This is a genomic window from Tessaracoccus yangjingae (assembly GCF_054483935.1).
In genome coordinates this window covers 17,724-34,310 of record NZ_CM137014.1, presented here as the reverse complement: position 1 = coordinate 34,310, position 16,587 = coordinate 17,724, and the positions used below count along the sequence as shown (strand labels likewise).

The window sequence follows — 16,587 nt, the reverse complement described above, 5'->3', positions numbered from 1 at the left end:
TCCGCGGTGCTAAGGTCCCGGTATGGCAGGGGTCCGGGGTGAGTACCGCAAGAGCGCGCAGCGGCGCGAGGAGGTCCTCGACGCCGCGTTCCGGGTCTTCGTGCGCGTGGGCTTCACCAACGCGACCATCACCGAGATCGCTCGGGAGGCCGGGATGAGCCAGCCGGGGATCCTGCACCACTACGAGTCCAAGCTGGCCATGCTCGTGGCGGTGTTCGAAAGGCGGGACCAGACGGCCCAGGACATCCTCGGCGGCCGCCGCGACGTCGAGTTCCTGCGTGGCCTGCTGGAGATCTCTCGTCGCAACAACGACAAACGTGACCTGATCAGGCTCTATACCGTGCTCGCCGGCGAGGCGACCAGCCCGGACCACCCCGCGCATCAGCACTTCCGCGACCGGTTCCAGATGATCGTGCGCGAGACGTCCGGGGCCCTGGAGGACATGCGGACGCTGGGCATGCTGCGCGACGAGGTGGATCCGCGCAAGGCGGCGATCTCCATCACCGCCATGGTCGAGGGGCTTCAGCTGCTGTGGCTCAACGACCTCGAGGGCGTCGACATGGTCGAGGACGTGCGCCGCTACATGCAGGGCATGGTCACCGTCGAGCTGTGACGGCCGCCCACCGCGCAACAAAATATTGATACTGGAATATTTTCAACGGCTCACGTACCGTGGGGGCGACGGCGCGCGGTCGCGCCGGCCCGCGAGAGGAATCCATGCCCGAGAACCCCACTGTCAGCCTGCTGCTGTCGCGCCACCACGACGCTACTGCCACCACTGCGACCCCGTCCCTGAGCTGGCGGACCATGGGCGTGCGCGACGGCTGGTCCCAGGCGTGGGCGGAGATCCACGACGGTGACGCCGTCGTGCGCCTCGAGGGTCCCGCGTCGCACGGGGTGCCGTGGCCGCTGGCCCCGCTTGCGCCGCGGGAGCGCCGGACGATTCGGGTGCGCTCCGCGGGCGCGGACGGCTCGGTCACCCCGTGGAGCGACCCGCTGGAGGTCCGCGCGGGGTTCCTGGCCGACGGCCAATGGTGTGCGCGTTTCGTCGGGCTGGCCGAGCCGTCGAGGGTGGCGCAGCCAGCCTGGCTGCGCCACGAGTTCGAGCTGCCCGAGGCGCCCGTGGAGGCCGTCCTCTACGCCACGGCACTCGGCGCCCACGAGTCCACGATCAACGGCGCCGCCGTCGCCGACGACATCCTCGCGCCCGGCTGGACCTCGTACGACAAGCGGCTGGTGTTCGCCTCGCACGACGTGACGGCGCTCCTCGCCGCGGGGGCGAACGCGGTCGGCGTGACGCTCGCGGGCGCGTGGCGCACCGAGGCCTACGGGTTCTTCGGGCGTCCCCGTCGGGTCTACGGCGAGCAGCCGAGCTACGCCGCCCAGCTCCATCTCCGCTTCGCCGACGGCTCCGAGCGGGTGATCGCCACCGGCCCGGAGTGGTCCGCCCGCGGCGACCTGGAGATCGTCGACTCGGGCATCTACCGCGGGGAGACCGTCGACCTCCGGAGGCGACTCGTTGGCTGGGACCTGGCCGGTGCCGATCCCCTCGGCTGGGCTCCGGTGCGGGTCGAGGAGGTGGCCCTGACGCCGGTGCCCAAACTCGCCCCGCCCGTGCGGTGCACGCAGGAGGTGCCGGTGCGCGAGGTTCTGGCCACGCCGTCGGGGGCCACCGTGCTGGACTTCGGGCAGAACCTCGTCGGACGCGTCCGGGTCCGGGCGGACCTCCCGGCGGGCACCGTCGTCACGCTCCGGCACGCGGAGGTGCTGGAGCACGGCGAGCTCGGCACCCGGCCGCTCCGCGACGCCGTCCAGACCGACACGTTCACCGTGCCGGGCGGCCCCGTCGAGCTCGAGCCGCGGTTCACGTTCCACGGCTTCCGCTACGTGGAGGTCTCCGGCTGGCCGGGCGACGTCGAGCCGGCCGCCTTCACCGCGCGCGTCCTGCACACCGACATGCCGCTCACGGCCACCTTCGAATGCTCGGATCCCCTGGTCACCCGGCTGCACGAGAACGTGGTGTGGGGGATGCGCGGGAACTTCCTGTCTGTGCCCACCGACTGCCCCCAGCGCGACGAGCGCCTCGGCTGGACCGGCGACATCCAGGTGTTCGCGCCCACCGCGACGACGCTGGCCGGCTGCGACGGGTTCCTGGCCGACTGGCTGAGGGACCTCGCCGTCGAGCAGGCCGCGCACGGCGGGCTGGTCCCGTTCGTCATCCCCGACGCGCTGGCCGACGAGGTCAAGCCCACCGCCGCGTGGGGCGACGCCGCGACCCTCGTGCCCTGGGCCCTGTGGCAGCGCTTCGGTGACCGCGAGGTGCTGGCCGAGCAGTTCGACTCCATGCGGGCCTGGGCAGAGAGGCTCCTCGAGCAGGCCGGCGACGACCTGCTGTGGGAGGGGTCGATGCAGTTCGGCGACTGGCTGGACCCGACGTCGCCCCCGGACGCGCCGGGTGAGTCCAAGGTGTCGCGGGACATCGTCGCGACGGCGTACGTCGCGCGGTCCTGCCGGGTGGTCGCCGACGCGGCGGAGGTGCTCGGCCGCCACGACGGCGCCGCCCGGTTCGGATCCCTCGCCGACGGGGTGGCCGCGGCCTTCCGCGCCGCGTACGTCACGCCCGCCGGCCGCATGATGTCGGACGCGCCGACGGCCTACGCCCTGGCGATCGGGTTCGGCCTGGTGACCGAGCCCGCGCTCCGGCAGGCGCTCGGCGACCGGCTCGCGGAGCGCGTCCGGGCCGCCGGCTACCGGATCGCGACGGGCTTCGTCGGCACACCGCTCATCCTCGGGGCGCTCACCGACACCGGCCACGCCGAGGCTGCAGGCAGGCTGCTGCTGCAGACCGACTGCCCCTCCTGGCTCTACCCGGTGACCATGGGCGCGACGACGATCTGGGAGCGCTGGGACTCGATCCTGCCCGACGGGTCCATCAACCCCGGCGAGATGACGTCGTTCAACCACTACGCGCTCGGCTCCGTCGCGGACTGGCTGCACCGCTCGCTCGCCGGGCTGTCGCCGCTGGCGCCGGGCGGCTCGGTGCTGCTCGTGCAGCCCACCCCGGTGCCGGGGATCGACTGGGCGCGGGCGGAGCACGACACGCCGTACGGGCGGGCGTCGGTGTCGTGGCGGCGGGACGGCGAGGCGCTGGTGGCCGACGTCGTGGTGCCGCCGAACGCCACGGCCGAGGTACGGCTGCCGGGGTCCGAGACGGTCGTCGTCGGGTCTGGGCAGCACCGGTTCGAGGGGGAGTTCCCGCTGTTCCGTGAGCCGACGAGGGTGCTGTCGGTGCGCTCGAGCCTGGCGGAACTGGTGGACCGGCCTGCCGCGGTCGCGGCCATCCGGGACGAGCTCACCGCGTTCGCTCCCGGGTACGCGACGGGCTTCTTCAGCCGCACGTCGTGGACCGAGGGGTGCCGGCTGGCGGACGTGCTGTTCGGGGTGCCGCCCGAGGTGAGGTCGCGGCTGGACGAGCGGCTAGGTGCGCTCTGAGTCATCCCCCGGTGGTTGAGGTGTGAGGAGCGTGCGACGAGCCTCGAAACCGCAGAGACTTTGCTTGTCAGCTTGCGTTTCTCAGGCTTCGAGGCCGCTTCGCGGCACCTCAGCCAGCGGTGAGGGGCCGCGCCTCAGGCAGCGGGGAAGGCCCGGAGCTGCGCCTCAGCGGTAACCCGCTGGTTGAGGTGTGCAGAGCGTAGCGACGAGCCTCGGCCAGCGGGGCCCCGGGATGTGTGCGCAGGGGGGTCAGCAGCCGCAGGACCGGCGGAGGATCAGCTCCGGGGCGAACACCTGGCCCCTGCCGCCGGGGTGGAGCAGCTGCCTGACCGCCGCCTTCGCCATCGCCGCCATCGGCACGCTCGCCGTCGTCAACGGCGGATAGGTGAACTCGGCCTCGGGCGAGCCGTCGAACGACGTGATCGCGATGTCGCCCGGGATGGCCTTGCCGAGCTCGTGCAGACCGGCGATCAGGCCGATGCCCTGCTGATCCGACATCGTGAACACCGCGGTGCAGTCCGGGAAGTCCCGCACGAGCGCCACGGCGGCCTCGCGGCCGGCGGTCAGCGACCAGTTCACGCGGATGATCGCGTCCGTGGGAAGGCCCGCGGCGGCGAGCACGTCGCGCCAGGCCCGCTCGCGGTCGTCGAGCACCCTGTGGTCCGTCGGCGTGTCCGAGCCCGAGACCAACGCGATGCGGCGATGCCCGTGCACCTCGACCAGGTGGCTCACCGCCGCCCGCGCCCCTCCGTAGAAGTCCGGGAGCACCGAGGTGATGTCGACGTCCGGGGGCACAAGGCTCAACCGCACCATCGTGATCTTGTTCCGGAGCACCACCTCGAGCGCCGCCCCCTCCGGGACGGCGGCGGTGATGATCCCCGCCACGAGGTGCCCGCTCAGCGACTCCATGAGCGCCGACAGGTGCCCGGTGGAGCCCTGCGCCAGCACCAGGTTGACGCCTTGGGCGCGCGCCTCCACCTCGACCGCCTGCGCGAGCGCGGCGAAGTAGGGGTTGCGCACGTCTGGGACGATCAGCCCCACGAGGTCGGAGCGGCCCATGATGAGCGACCGGGCGGCGGCGTTGGGGCGGTATCCGAGCTTGTCGATGGCGTCGAGCACCCGCTGCTTCGTGGCCTCGGCCACCGGCCGCGGACCGTTGTTGACCACGTAGCTGACGACGGCGGAGCTCACGCCCGCGAGGCGCGCGACGTCGTCGCGGGTGGCGCCGCGCGTAACGCGAGCCGCTTCGCTGGACATCGCACTCCTTTCAACTCTGGTGTGGACAAGCGTAGGGCCGCGGCCGGTATGGGCCGCACGACGTTTCAGTCGACGGCCTCGACCAGGTAGATCAGCGCGTGGTCGGGGTGCACCGAGGCCTCCATGAGACCGGCGGACGCGAGCACGCTGCCGGGCAGCACCACCCCTGCCTGGTCGGCCACGGGCACCAGCTTCGGCGGGCGGCCGTGGGTGAGGTCCACCGTCTCGGTGGTCATGTCGCGCTTGACGCCCCACCACGACGGCGGGCGCAGCCCTGACGGGACCCGGCCCACCAGCGCAGGCGACACCCGGTAGCGGCGCTTCGGGTCCAGCCCCGGCATCCGGAGCCGGCCGCGGAGGCTGGTCACCGACGTCGACACGGCGGCGTAGGAGAAGATGGCCCGCGACCGGTCCGGCGCGACGACGCCCGTGGCGGTGAGCGACTCGTCGGGGAAGTCCAGCCGCACCAGGTCGCCGCCGTGCAGCAGTGAGCGGTGCTCCTTGTGGAATGCCACCCACTCGGTGAGCTCCTCCAGCTCGGATTCCGACGCCTGACGCAGGTCCCACTCGATCCCCAGGTGACCGAAGATCGCGGTGGCGGCGCGGAAGTTGAGCTCGTGCGTGCGGCCCGTGGTGTGCGAGGTGCCCGAGGCGATATGCGAGCCCAACAGCTCGGGCGGCAACAGCTGCTGGGTCCACCGCATCATCTGCTGGCGCTCCAGCGGGTCGATGCAGTCGGAGACCCACACGCGGTCCGTGCGCTGCAGGATCCCGAGGTCCACGCGGGCGCCGCCGGAGGAGCAGGACTCGATCTCCAGGCCGGGGTGGGCGGCCTTCAGCTCGTCGATCAGCCGGTAGACGGCCTGGGTCTGGGCATGCACGCCCGCCTGGCCGAGCGGGTGGGTGCCCGCGTCGACGAGGTCGCGGTTGTGGTCCCACTTGATGTAGCTGATGTCGTACTCGGCCAGGATGGCGAGCATCTGGTCGCGGATGTAGGCGTAGCACTCGGGGATGCCCAGGTTGATCACCTGCTGGAAGCGGGTCTCGACCGGCAGCCGGGAGCCGGTGGCCATGATCCACTCGGGGTGGGCCCGCGCCACGTCGGAGTCCACGTTGACCATCTCGGGCTCGAACCACAGCCCGAACTGCATGCCGAGCTCCGTGACCCGGTTCACCAGCGGGTGCAGGCCGTTGGGCCACATGTCGGGGGACACCACCCAGTCGCCGAGGCCGGCGTGGTCGTCGCGGCGGCCTCCGAACCAGCCGTCGTCGAGCACGTAGCGCTCCACGCCGACGGCGGCCGCCTTCTCCGCGAGCTCCAGCAGCGGCTGGAGGGAGTGGTCGAAGTACACGGCCTCCCACACGTTGATGGTCACCGGACGCACCGTCGACGGGTGCTGCGGCCGCGACCTCAGATAACGGTGGAAGCGGCGCGCCACCTCGTCGAGGCCGACGCCGTAGGAGCCGTACAGCCAGGGGGACTCGTAGGCTGCGCCCGGCGCGAGGGTGACCTCGCCGGGGAGCAGGAGCTCGCCGCCGCCGATGACCTGCTCGCCCGTGAAGTTCCGCTCCGCCAGGTGGGTGTGGTTGCCCGACCAGCCCACGTGCACGCCCCACACCTCGCCGTCGGCGAAGCCGAACCCGGGCACGCCGGCGTGCAGGACCGTCGCGGCGTCCGCACCGGTGCGGCCCTTGCGGCCCTCGCGGACGTGCGCGCCCACGGTGAACGCGCGGCGCTGCGGCACCCGCTCCTTGGCCCAGCGGCCCGCCTGGTCCAGCAGCTCGGAGGCGACGGCGGGGACGGGGTAGGCGAGGATCAGGTCGTCGACGCGGTAGTCGTCGTCGCCGGTGTTGGTGAGCCGAGCCTGGCTGCGCAGCACGCCGCCGGGGGTGAGCTCGAGGGTGAGCGCCAGCTCGAGGCCGGCCACGTCGTCGGCGGCGAGCACGGTGAGGCTGCCCAGGCCCAGCTCCACGAGGGTGGCCTGCTCGGCCCCGGCGTCGGTCTCCACGCCGTCGACGAGGAGGGTGTGGGTGACGAACTTCGGCGACCACGCGGCGCCGTCGGCGCGGGACCCGCTGAGCCCGGGGCGGCCCATCCAGCCCGCCCAGTGCTCCGGGAGGATCGCCAGGCGGGTGGGGTCGTCGACCATGCTGGGGGCCACCGGCAGGACGGCGCTGAGCGCGAGCGCGGCCGCATCGTGGAGGGTGAGGCTGCCGAGTTCCGGGCCCCAGTGCAGGAGTGCGGGGAGCCGGCCGTCGGTGAGGTCGACGACGACGCCGACCCCCTCGGCGGACAGGGTCACGAACGCGTGGACGCGATGGCTCATGGTGAGGATCCTCCTGGATCTGGGCGGTGCTGGTGGGGAGTGACCGGCGCGGCGTGGAACTGCGGTGTCCGTCGATCATCTACGCATGTAGACATCATGGTTGCACCCAGGTGGGTGCCAGCGCAAGCGTCAATTCTGCCCGATAACGATTCGATAACGGGATGTTGCGCTCCCGATGTGACGCGTGTAGATTCCATCATGCAAACCCGCACAACCCCGTCAGAGATGCCGGGGGCCAATCCCAAAGAGGGGAATGTGGTGAGTACAGGAACCATCGAGAAAGGCCTCGACTCGGGCCGCAAGCGCAGGAGCGAGCTCGGCACGGCGATGCTGTTCATCCTTCCCGCGGCCGTCGGCTTCGTGGTGTTCTACCTCGTGCCGGCCATCCGCGGCGTCTACTTCAGCTTCACGCAGTACAACATCCTGGGAACGCCCACCTGGATCGGCACGGAGAACTTCGAGAAGATCGCCGTTGACCCGCTGTTCTGGAACGCCATGTGGGTGACCACGGGCTACGTGATCCTCAACATCGGCTTCCAGACCGTCATCGCGATCCTGCTGGCCGTGATGATGCAGCGGCTCACCAAGTCGATCGCCCTGCGCGGAGCCCTGCTCCTGCCCTGGCTGATCTCCAACGTCATCGCCGCCATGCTGTGGTTCTGGCTGCTGGACTACCAGATCGGCCTCATCAACCAGGCCATCGAGTGGCTCGGGCTGTCCAAGATCGCCTTCTTCGCCGACGAGATGTGGGCCATCCCCACCATCGCCTTCGTCAACGTGTGGCGCCACATGGGCTACACCGCGCTGCTGGTGTTCGCAGGCCTGCAGACCATCCCCAAGTACATCTACGAGGCCGCCGCCATCGACGGCGCGTCCGAGTGGACGTCGTTCTGGCGGATGACGCTGCCGCTGCTGCGCCCCGTGCTGGCGATGATCCTGGTCATCACGGTCACCGGCTCGTTCCAGGTGTTCGACACGGTGGCCGTGACAACGCGAGGCGGGCCCGTCAACGTCACCCGCGTGATGCAGTACTACATCTACCAGAAGGCCTTCGGTGAAGGTCAGTTCGGGTACGGCAGCGCGCTGGCCGTCATCCTCTTCATCATCCTCGCCGCCCTGGCCGCCATCCAACTGCGGATGCTGCGCGCCGGCGAGTCGGACCTGGCGTAAGGAGACCCGTCATGGCCAATCACGCTGACACCATCGCTCACGCCGACACCACCACCGAGGCGCCCGTCAAGCGCGCCCGGAAGAAGTGGAGCGCGGGACGGATCCTCGCCTGGACGGCGATGATCGCCTTCCTGATCCTGTCGCTCTTCCCGTTCTACTGGATGCTCCGCACCGCGCTGTCCACCACCAGGTCCCTGTCGTCGGACCCGTCGTCGCTGCTCCCGGTGGACTTCACCCTCGGCGCCTTCAGGCGCGTGCTCGGCCTGGCCACCCAGGAGGAGGCCATCGCCGAGGGCGGCTCCGGGGCGTCGGTGAACTTCTGGCTCTACCTGCGCAACTCCGTCATCTATGCCGGCGCCGTCACCATCGGCCAGGTGTTCTTCTCCGCGATGGCGGCCTACGCCTTCGCCCGGCTCCGCTGGCCCGGCCGCAACGTCGTGTTCGGGATCTTCCTCGGCGCGCTGCTCGTGCCGCCGATCTTCACCAGCCTGCCCAACTTCATCCTCATCAAGAACCTCGGGCTGCTCAACACCTTCCCCGGCATGATCCTCCCGTCGTTCCTCATGACCCCGTTCGCGATCTTCTTCCTGCGCCAGTTCTTCCTGGGCATCAACCGGGAGATCGAGGAGTCGGCGTCGCTCGACGGCGCGGGCCCCTGGCGCACGTTCTTCCGGATCATCCTCCCGATGAGCACCGCCCCCATCACCACCCTGGCCATCCTCACCTTCATCGGCACCTGGAACGACTACTTCTGGCCGCTGTTGGTGGGCAACTCGGAGAACACCAAGGTGCTCACCGTGGCGCTCGGCGTGTTCCGCTCGCAGACCCCCGCCGGCTCGCCGGACTGGGCAGGTCTCATGGCCGCGACCCTGGTGGCCGCGATCCCCGTCCTCATCCTGTTCTTCGCCTTCGCCCGCAAGATCATCGATTCGATCGGCTACTCGGGCAGCAAGTAGCCCGATCCAGCCGCCTCCGTCCTCCGTCCGTCCTCTCTCCCCACCCTTCCTGAAAGGAAATGCAATGCCGAAGTTCACCCTCCGCAAGGCCGGCACCGCCCTCGCGGCCGTCACCGCCCTGTCCCTGTCGCTGACCGCCTGCGGCGGCGACACCGAGCCCGCCGCCACGAGCGGCGGCGGCGACGCCATCGACACCAGCGCGGCCTCCGGCGAGATCGACTACTGGCTCTGGGACAACAACCAGAAGCCCGCCTACGAACAGTGCGCCGCGGACTTCAAGGAGGAGTCCGGCGTCTCGGTGACCATCACCCAGTACGCGTGGGACGACTACTGGTCCGGCATCACCAACGGCTTCGTCGCCGGCACCGCCCCGGACGTGTTCACCAACCACCTGTCCAAGTACCCCGAGTTCGTCACCCAGGGCCAGCTGCAGCCCCTCACCGCGACCCTCGACGCCGACGGCGTGGACGTCTCCAACTACCAGGAGGGCCTCGCGGACCTCTGGGTGGGCCAGGACGGCGAGCGCTACGGCCTGCCGAAGGACTTCGACACCGTCGCCATCTTCTACAACAAGGCCCTCATCGCCGACGCCGGCGTCGACGAGGCCGAGCTGGCCACCCTCGAGTGGAACCCCGAGGACGGCGGCACCTACGAGGAGATGATCGCCCACCTCACCATCGACAACAACGGCGTGCGCGGCGACGAGCCCGGCTTCGACAAGGATCGGGTCGCGGTCTACGGCCTCGGCCTGGACGGCGGCTCGGGCGGTGGCAACGGCCAGACCCAGTGGAGCATGTACTCCGGCACCACCGGGTGGACCATCACCGACAAGAACCCCTGGGGCACCAAGTACAACTACGACGCGGCCGAGTTCAAGGACACCATCTCCTGGATGGCGTCGCTGGCCGAGAAGGGCTACATGCCCACCGTCGAGGCCGTCACCGGCCAGAGCTCCGGCGACATCTTCGGCGCGGGCAAGTACGCCATGATCACCAACGGTTCGTGGATGATCAACCAGATGTTCGGCTACACCGGCATCGAGACCGGCCTTGCCCCCACCCCGGTCGGCCCCTCCGGTGAGCGCGCCTCCATGTACAACGGCCTGGCCGACTCGGTGTGGTCCGGCTCGGACAACAAGGCCGCGGCCATCAAGTGGGTCGAGTACCTGGGCTCCGCTGCCTGCCAGGACCTCGTCGGCGAGGCCGGCGTCGTCTTCCCGGCCATCCCCTCGGCCACCGAGAAGGCCCAGGCCGCCTTCGCGGAGCGCGGGATCGACGTGGAGCCGTTCCTGGTGCACGTGAACGAGGGCACCACGTTCCTCTTCCCGATCACCGACTACGCCTCGCAGATCACCGGCATCATGCAGCCGGCGGTCGACGCGGTGTTCACCGGCGCGGCGGACGCGGACTCCCTGGATGCCGCCAACGAGCAGGTCAACGCCCTGTTCAACGGCTGATCCACTGAACCACTGATCCACTGATCGACGAGGGGCCGGGCGGGCGACCGCCCGGCCCCTCGCCTGTCCGGCCTGGCTGGTGGGGGGAGTTGAGCCGATGGATGGGTTCGCGGCGGGCTCCCCGCGGGAACCGCGCGTGAGCCTCGCCGCGAACCCATCCATCGGCTCAAACCACCACCCCGGGAGGACCCACCATGATCACCACCGTTCCGACGCCGGACCTGGTCCGCGTCCAGTCCGGGCCCCGCGACGCCTGGGGCAGCCCGCAGGCCGCGGGCGTCGCCGTCGATTTCCGTGCCGACGGCGACGGCCTGGCCGTCAGTGTCGCGGCCGCCGCCGGGCGTCAACTCAGCCGCATCCACCTCCGCTGGCGCCGCGACCTCCCCGCCGACGCGCTCGTCCTCGGCGACGCCTGGGAACGCACCTACGGCGACACCTGCTGGCAGCCGCTGCGCGCCGAGGTTCCGCACCCGTGGATGGTGCTGGTCCACTCGCCGTCGGCCGGGTCCACCTGGGGCGGCGGCGTCGACGTGCGGGCAGGCGCCTTCGCCTTCTGGACCGTCGACGACGCCGGAGTCTCCCTCTGGATGGACGTGCGCGCCGGCTCGGACCCGGTCCTCCTCGGCGACCGCACCCTGCCGGCCGCCGTCGTGCGGTTCGTCGACGGCGGGGCCCCGTTCGCCGTCCAGTGCGGGCTCGCCGCGGCCCTCTGCCGCGACCCTCGCGCCACAGGCCCCCTCGTCGGAGCCAACAACTGGTACTACGCCTACGGCCGCGACTTCGACGCCGACGCGGTCGTCCGCGACGCGCGCACCGTCGCCGAGCTCGTCGGCGACCATCCCGTCCGCCCGTTCGGCGTCGTCGACGACGGCTGGAGCCTCGACGGCACCGCCGACGGGCTGCCCGCGTCGGGAGGCCCGTGGGACGTCGGCCGCCCGGTCGAGTTCCCGGACATGGCCGAGGTGGCGGCGAGGATCGCGGCGGAGGGGGTGCGGCCGGGCATCTGGTTCCGGCCGCTCCAGCACCGCTGGGAACCCGACCTGGGTGGGCTGCGCCCATGGGAGGGCGGATGGGCGCTGGACCCGAGCCACCCCACGACGCTCGAGCGGGTGGCCGCCGACGTCCGCCGCATCCGCGGCTGGGGCTTCGAGCTGATCAAGCACGACTTCTCCACGTTCGAGGCGCTCGGCCAGTGGGGCCCGACGATGGGGCCGCGGCCCGTCGCCGACGGCGTGCACGTGCACGACAGGACCCGGACCACCGCCGAGGTGCTGGTGGACTTCTACAGCGCGATCCGTGAGGCCGCCGGCGACGACGGCGTCGTGCTCGGGTGCAACGTGGTCGGGCACCTGGCGGCCGGTCTCGTCGAGGCGCAGCGCACGGGCGACGACACCTCCGGCCTGGTGTGGGAGAGGACCCGCCGGGTGGGGGTGAACACGCTGGCGTTCCGAGCGGCGCAGCACGGGCGGTTCTTCACCGTCGATGCGGACTGCGTGCCCAGCACGCCCGGGACGGACTGGGCGAAGAACCGCCAGTTCCTGGACCTCATCGCCCGCTCGGGCACCGCGCTGTTCGTCTCGGTGGACCCCGCGACGAGGACCGATCGGGTCGACGAGGACCTCTCGAACGCGCTGCGGACGGCGCTCGACGGCGGGACGCCCGGGGGAGTGGAGCCGCTCGACTGGCTGCACACCGCCACGCCGTCGCTGTGGGGGTCGGGCGGCGGGACCGTTCGCTACGACTGGTTCGCCGACGAGGGCGCTGACCCCTTCGACGCCGTCGAGGGAGGGACCCCCTCCTGACCCGCGGTCGCGGCGCCACCGATCACGATTCCCCGGCCCCGCGTCCGGGACCCTGGGGCTAGATTCGGGCCATGCGTCGGTGGGTGGTCAGGGTTGTGGTGGGGGTCGTCGTGGTCGCGCTCGCGGCGGGGACGGCCGGGTACTGGTACGCGCGCCCCCTCCTCCTCACCGGCACGGGCTACGCCGCCCACAACGCGTGCGCGCTGACGCACCTCGCGGACCGGCCCGCCGGAGACGATCTGCCGCCCAACCCGCTCGTGCCGTACCTGCGCACCAGCACCACCGACGACGGCGCCCGCACCACGGTGCTCGGCGCGCTCGCCGCCCAGCGCGCCTGGTACGCCGACGGCTTCGGCTGCACGCTGGCCGACGCCGCGCCCGACCTGGGCGAGCCGACGCCCATCAGCCCCAACGCGCTGACCTCCGCGCCCGCCCCGGCCCCCTCTCCGGAGATTGACGCCGCCGTCGGCCGGGCGTTCGGGGACGACCTCGACGCCGCCGCCCGCGACGAGCTGGGCACCCGCGCCGTCGTCGTCCTCCACGACGGCGAGCTGGTGGCCGAGCGCTACGCCGACGGGTTCACCGCCGCGACACCGCAGCTCGGCTGGTCCATGGCCAAGAGCGTCGCCAACCTCCTGACGGGGGTGTTGGTGGAGAAGGGGAGTGTCGCGGTGGACGACGCCGCGCTCCGCCCGGAGTGGACGGACGCCCGCCGCGACATCACCGTCGACCACCTCATGCGCGGCACGAGCGGCCTGGAATGGGACGAGACCTACGACCTGGGCACGCCCATCACCCGGATGCTCTACCTGGAGGAGGACATGGCGGGCTATGTCGCGGGCCTGCCGTCGGCGCACGCGCCCGGCACCTATCAGCAGTACTCCAGCGGGGGCACGAACCTGCTCTGCTCGGTCCTGACGGAGCGGGCGGGGGTGGGCGCGGACCTGCCGCGGCGGGAGCTGCTCGCGCCGCTGGGGCTGTCGTCGGCGGTCTGGGAGGCGGACGCGACCGGGCTGCCGGTGTGCAGCTCCTACCTGTGGGCCACCCCGCGGGATTGGGCGGGCATCGGCCAGTTCGCCCTCCAGGACGGCGTCTGGGAGGGGGCGCGGATGCTGCCGGAGGGCTGGATGGCGGACTCGACGACGGTGACCGAGGTCGCCGAGAGCGAGGAGGAGGGGTACGCGGCGGGATGGTGGGTGAACCAGCTGCCCGACGGGTCGCTCGTCGACGAGTCGCTGCCCGCTGACGCCTACTCGGCCAATGGGCACGACGGTCAGCGGCTGTACGTGGTGCCGTCGGCCGGCCTGGTGGTGGTGCGGATGGGCTTCAGCCCCGGGGTCCCGCGCGAAGACCTCCGGGTGGGCGAGCTCGTGGCGGAGTTGGTGTCGCGGCTGGGGTGAGAGCGGTGCCTCGGCGGCCTGCAGTGGGTGAGGCGGTGGGCTTCGACCGCGGAGAACTGCCAGGATCAGCCACCACCCCACCCCTCCCTGAGCGCGGACGCCCGGACTGGGGGACCTCCTCCGCGCTCAGGCGAGGGTCTTGGCCAGCGCCTCGCCGCGACGCTCGAAGCCGACGTGCTCGAGGTAGTGGCGGTGGGCCTCGGTGGTGGGCGAGGCGGTCACCTCCCGGATGCCGTGGGCACGCAGCGCGCTGGTGCGCGACCCGTAGATCCACCTGCCCAGCTGGGAGTCGCGGTAGGCGGGCAGGACGTAGTCGAGCGTGAGGCTCAGGGTGTCGCCGTCGCGCGTGCCCAGGACCGCGCCCGCCGGCATCCCCTCCCGCATGAGGACGAAGGCGGTGTCCGCCGGACGTTGCTCGTACTCGGGCTGGGACGTGCGGATGTCGTCGAGGTGTGAGTGCAGGAAGTCGACGAGGAAGGGTGCGTCGGGCGCGATGGGGGTGGCGCCGAGCTCGGACCTGCTGCCGAACTCCCGGTACAGCGCGATGCAGTGGAACACGACGATGGTGGCGTTGGCGAGGATGATCGGGATCGAGCCGATCAGCACGCCGTAGGCGACGTAGAACACGGAGCCGACCAGCGAGATGGTGCGGATCTTCACGATGGAACTCATCGCGAAGGACAGCACCACGAACGCCGAGGCGATGTAGCCGACCAGTTCGATCCAGTTCATTGTTCCGTGGTTCCTTCGCTCGCTTCCCGGGGGTGCCCCGGCGCACGTGGGCCACCGCGCGGCCACTGTTCCAGTCGTTCAGCGGAGTGCGAGGCGGCTCGCGCGCCACGAGGCGTACCCGGCATCCTCGCACACCGCATCCGCGACCCGCGAGGACTTGGGCGGGTATGCGGAGCCGCTGCGGGAGCGATCGGCAGCGCGTGCGAGGTCAGGCGGGGGCGGAATCCAGGACCCTCAAGAGCGGCGCGTAGTGGTTCTCCACCGCCGCCCGGTAGGCCTCCAGGTCTCCGGTGACGGCGGCGTCCAACATCGCCCGGTGCGCATCCACCGTGTCGGAGATGTCGCGGGGGGTGGGCACGCCCAGCCGGGGGGCGAGGCGCGTGTGCACATCCCAGAACGCCCCCACCAGGTCTTCGTACAGCTCGTTGTCGAGCAGGGAGGCCAGCGTGAGGTGGAACGCCCGGTCCTCGGCCGCGAACGCCTCGTCGCGTGAGCTGTGCGCGGCCATCGCGTCACACAGCTGCCCCAGCTCCTCGGCCGCGGCCGCGTTCATGCGCTCCACCACCGACGGCGCCAGCGTCTGATCCAGCCCGCTGGCCTCGGCACGGACGGCGTGATCGCCGGCGTCAAGGACTCCTCCGGCGACGACGTCGGCTTCCGCCGCCTCGTGGCCGCCAACGAGCGCGCCGGCCGCCCCCTGGCGCTGCTGACCGGCCATGAGGTGATGGTCGACGGCATGTACCTGCTGGGCGCCGACGGCGCGGTCCCCGGCCTGGCCAACGTCGACCCCGCCGCCTACACGCGCCTGCGGGACGCCGCTCGGGCCGGCGACTGGGCCTCCGCCCGCGACGAGCAGAACCGCATCGCGAGGCTGTTCGACATCGCGTTCGTGCCGCAGGGCCGCTCCGGCGACGCGGGCGGCATCGGCGCGTTCAAGGCCGCGCTCGCGCTGCTCGGCGTGATCGACTCCGCCGCGATGCCCGCGCCGCTCGAGGGCCTCACGGACGACGACACCGCCGCCATCCGCGACATCCTCGTCGAGGTGGGGCTCCTGCAGTGAGGGCCGTTGGCGTCGACCTCGGCGGCACGAAGATCGCGGTGGCGGTCGTCGCGCCGGACGGGACCATGGGCGAGGCGCTCACCGCGCCCACGCCCGCGCTCGACGGCGGCGAGGCGGTGCTGGACGCCGTCGCGTCGCTGGTCGCCAGGGCCGTGGAGGGGCTCGACGACGTGGCCGGGGTGGGCGTCGGGACCGCCGGGGTGGTGGACGCGACCCGCGGGTCGATCATCTCCGCGACCGACACCTTCGCCTCCTGGGTGGGCACCGATGTCGCGGCGGGGCTGCGCTCCCGGCTCGGCTTCGGCGACGCCCACGCCGTCGAGGTGCGCAACGACGTCGACGCCCACGCGCTGGGCGAGGCGTGGCTCGGCGCCGGCAGGGGGCGCTCATCGATGCTCATGGTGGCCGTCGGAACCGGGGTGGGCGGCGCCGTCGTGCTCGACGGCCGGCTGTGGACCGGGGCGCACCACGTGGCCGGCGAGATGGGGCACATCCCCACGCCCGGCGCGGAGGGGCTCCGCTGCCCGTGCGGGGTCGAGGGGCACCTGGAGGCCGTCGCGGCGGGGCCGGCGATCGAGCGGGCGTACGCCGCCGTCGCGGGCGGGGCGCTGACGGGGCCGGCCATCATGGCGCTGGCCGCCGCTGGCGCGGAGCCCGCGCGGGGCGTGGTGGCGGCGGCAGCCGTCGCGCTGGGGCGAGCGATCGCCGGTGTCGCGACGGTGCTGGACCCGGAATGTGTGGTGATCGGCGGGGGAGTGGCCCGCGCCGGCGACGAGTGGTGGGGGCCGCTGCGCGACGCGTGTCGCGGCGAGGTGGTGCCGGTGCTCAAGGGCCTGGCCATCGAGCCCGCGGCCCTCGGGCCCGAGGCCGCGATCCTGGGGGCCGCGCGCACGGTGTTCGACGCCGTCGGCGCGCGGGTGGACTGAGCCGTGGAC

13 protein-coding genes are annotated in these 16,587 nt (G+C 71.9%); 9 read left to right on the top strand and 4 right to left on the bottom strand.

What is annotated here, in order from left to right; genetic code table 11:
• Positions 1 to 22: 22 nt before the first annotated feature.
• A complete protein-coding gene (locus tag ACX1D3_RS00130) occupies positions 23 to 613 on the top strand; it encodes a TetR/AcrR family transcriptional regulator (RefSeq protein ID WP_458994959.1) in 591 nt (196 codons plus the stop codon).
• A gap of 104 nt (positions 614 to 717) precedes the next feature.
• Complete coding sequence (locus ACX1D3_RS00125) at positions 718 to 3,492, top strand: family 78 glycoside hydrolase catalytic domain (protein ID WP_458994958.1); 2,775 nt, start codon at positions 718 to 720, stop codon at positions 3,490 to 3,492.
• 249 nt (positions 3,493 to 3,741) lie between these two features.
• On the opposite strand, the gene ACX1D3_RS00120 is transcribed toward ACX1D3_RS00125, so the two are convergent.
• The gene (locus tag ACX1D3_RS00120) at positions 3,742 to 4,749 is read right to left on the bottom strand and encodes a LacI family DNA-binding transcriptional regulator (RefSeq protein ID WP_458994957.1); all 1,008 of its coding nucleotides are present in this window, start codon (positions 4,747 to 4,749) and stop codon (positions 3,742 to 3,744) included.
• A 65-nt stretch (positions 4,750 to 4,814) separates the two neighbouring features.
• Positions 4,815 to 7,076 carry an alpha-galactosidase gene (locus tag ACX1D3_RS00115; protein ID WP_458994956.1) on the bottom strand — a complete coding sequence of 754 codons (2,262 nt, stop codon included), beginning with the start codon at positions 7,074 to 7,076 and terminating at the stop codon, positions 4,815 to 4,817.
• A 258-nt stretch (positions 7,077 to 7,334) separates the two neighbouring features.
• Between ACX1D3_RS00115 and ACX1D3_RS00110 the strand changes: the two genes are divergently transcribed.
• The 5 genes from ACX1D3_RS00110 (at position 7,335) to ACX1D3_RS00090 (ending at position 13,860) form a co-directional block, all read left to right on the top strand.
• Entirely contained in the window at positions 7,335 to 8,246 is a 912-nt protein-coding gene (locus tag ACX1D3_RS00110) for a carbohydrate ABC transporter permease (RefSeq protein ID WP_458994955.1), read from the top strand.
• An 11-nt stretch (positions 8,247 to 8,257) separates the two neighbouring features.
• On the top strand, positions 8,258 to 9,202 hold the full coding sequence (locus ACX1D3_RS00105) for a carbohydrate ABC transporter permease (protein WP_458994954.1): 945 nt from the start codon (positions 8,258 to 8,260) through the stop codon (positions 9,200 to 9,202).
• Between the two features lie 64 nt (positions 9,203 to 9,266).
• On the top strand, positions 9,267 to 10,658 hold the full coding sequence (locus tag ACX1D3_RS00100; RefSeq protein WP_458994953.1) for an ABC transporter substrate-binding protein: 1,392 nt from the start codon (positions 9,267 to 9,269) through the stop codon (positions 10,656 to 10,658).
• 194 nt (positions 10,659 to 10,852) lie between these two features.
• Positions 10,853 to 12,460: an alpha-amylase family protein gene (locus ACX1D3_RS00095; protein WP_458994952.1), complete on the top strand. Its 1,608-nt coding sequence runs from the start codon at positions 10,853 to 10,855 to the stop codon at positions 12,458 to 12,460.
• Positions 12,461 to 12,531: 71 nt separating this feature from the next.
• Positions 12,532 to 13,860 (top strand): serine hydrolase domain-containing protein, encoded by a 1,329-nt coding sequence (locus tag ACX1D3_RS00090; RefSeq protein ID WP_458994951.1) that lies wholly within the window; start codon positions 12,532 to 12,534, stop codon positions 13,858 to 13,860.
• Positions 13,861 to 13,986: 126 nt separating this feature from the next.
• Here the strand turns inward: ACX1D3_RS00090 and ACX1D3_RS00085 are convergent, their stop codons facing one another.
• Both ACX1D3_RS00085 and ACX1D3_RS00080 read right to left on the bottom strand, forming a co-directional pair.
• On the bottom strand, positions 13,987 to 14,592 hold the full coding sequence (locus ACX1D3_RS00085) for a GNAT family N-acetyltransferase (RefSeq protein WP_458994950.1): 606 nt from the start codon (positions 14,590 to 14,592) through the stop codon (positions 13,987 to 13,989).
• A 208-nt stretch (positions 14,593 to 14,800) separates the two neighbouring features.
• Positions 14,801 to 15,310 (bottom strand): FadR/GntR family transcriptional regulator, encoded by a 510-nt coding sequence (locus tag ACX1D3_RS00080; RefSeq protein ID WP_458994949.1) that lies wholly within the window; start codon positions 15,308 to 15,310, stop codon positions 14,801 to 14,803.
• Here ACX1D3_RS00080 and ACX1D3_RS00075 point away from each other — a divergent pair.
• A complete protein-coding gene (locus tag ACX1D3_RS00075) occupies positions 15,206 to 15,652 on the top strand; it encodes a dihydrodipicolinate synthase family protein (protein WP_458994948.1) in 447 nt (148 codons plus the stop codon). The two genes, ACX1D3_RS00080 and ACX1D3_RS00075, sit on opposite strands and share 105 nt — an antisense overlap.
• The gene (locus ACX1D3_RS00070; RefSeq protein WP_458994947.1) at positions 15,649 to 16,578 is read left to right on the top strand and encodes an ROK family protein; all 930 of its coding nucleotides are present in this window, start codon (positions 15,649 to 15,651) and stop codon (positions 16,576 to 16,578) included. The genes ACX1D3_RS00075 and ACX1D3_RS00070 overlap by 4 nt, the downstream gene beginning before the upstream one ends.
• Positions 16,579 to 16,587: the final 9 nt, after the last annotated feature.

What these genes read in the sequence shown, in the direction of transcription:
- ACX1D3_RS00130 (WP_458994959.1), top strand. Translation starts at nt 23, where the DNA reads ATGGCAGGGGTCCGGGGTGAGTACCGCAAGAGCGCGCAGCGGCGCGAG.
- ACX1D3_RS00125 (WP_458994958.1), top strand. Translation starts at nt 718, where the DNA reads ATGCCCGAGAACCCCACTGTCAGCCTGCTGCTGTCGCGCCACCACGAC.
- ACX1D3_RS00120 (WP_458994957.1), bottom strand. Translation starts at nt 4,749, where the DNA reads ATGTCCAGCGAAGCGGCTCGCGTTACGCGCGGCGCCACCCGCGACGAC.
- ACX1D3_RS00115 (WP_458994956.1), bottom strand. Translation starts at nt 7,076, where the DNA reads ATGAGCCATCGCGTCCACGCGTTCGTGACCCTGTCCGCCGAGGGGGTC.
- ACX1D3_RS00105 (WP_458994954.1), top strand. Translation starts at nt 8,258, where the DNA reads ATGGCCAATCACGCTGACACCATCGCTCACGCCGACACCACCACCGAG.
- ACX1D3_RS00100 (WP_458994953.1), top strand. Translation starts at nt 9,267, where the DNA reads ATGCCGAAGTTCACCCTCCGCAAGGCCGGCACCGCCCTCGCGGCCGTC.
- ACX1D3_RS00095 (WP_458994952.1), top strand. Translation starts at nt 10,853, where the DNA reads ATGATCACCACCGTTCCGACGCCGGACCTGGTCCGCGTCCAGTCCGGG.
- ACX1D3_RS00090 (WP_458994951.1), top strand. Translation starts at nt 12,532, where the DNA reads ATGCGTCGGTGGGTGGTCAGGGTTGTGGTGGGGGTCGTCGTGGTCGCG.
- ACX1D3_RS00085 (WP_458994950.1), bottom strand. Translation starts at nt 14,592, where the DNA reads ATGAACTGGATCGAACTGGTCGGCTACATCGCCTCGGCGTTCGTGGTG.
- ACX1D3_RS00080 (WP_458994949.1), bottom strand. Translation starts at nt 15,310, where the DNA reads ATGGCCGGTCAGCAGCGCCAGGGGGCGGCCGGCGCGCTCGTTGGCGGC.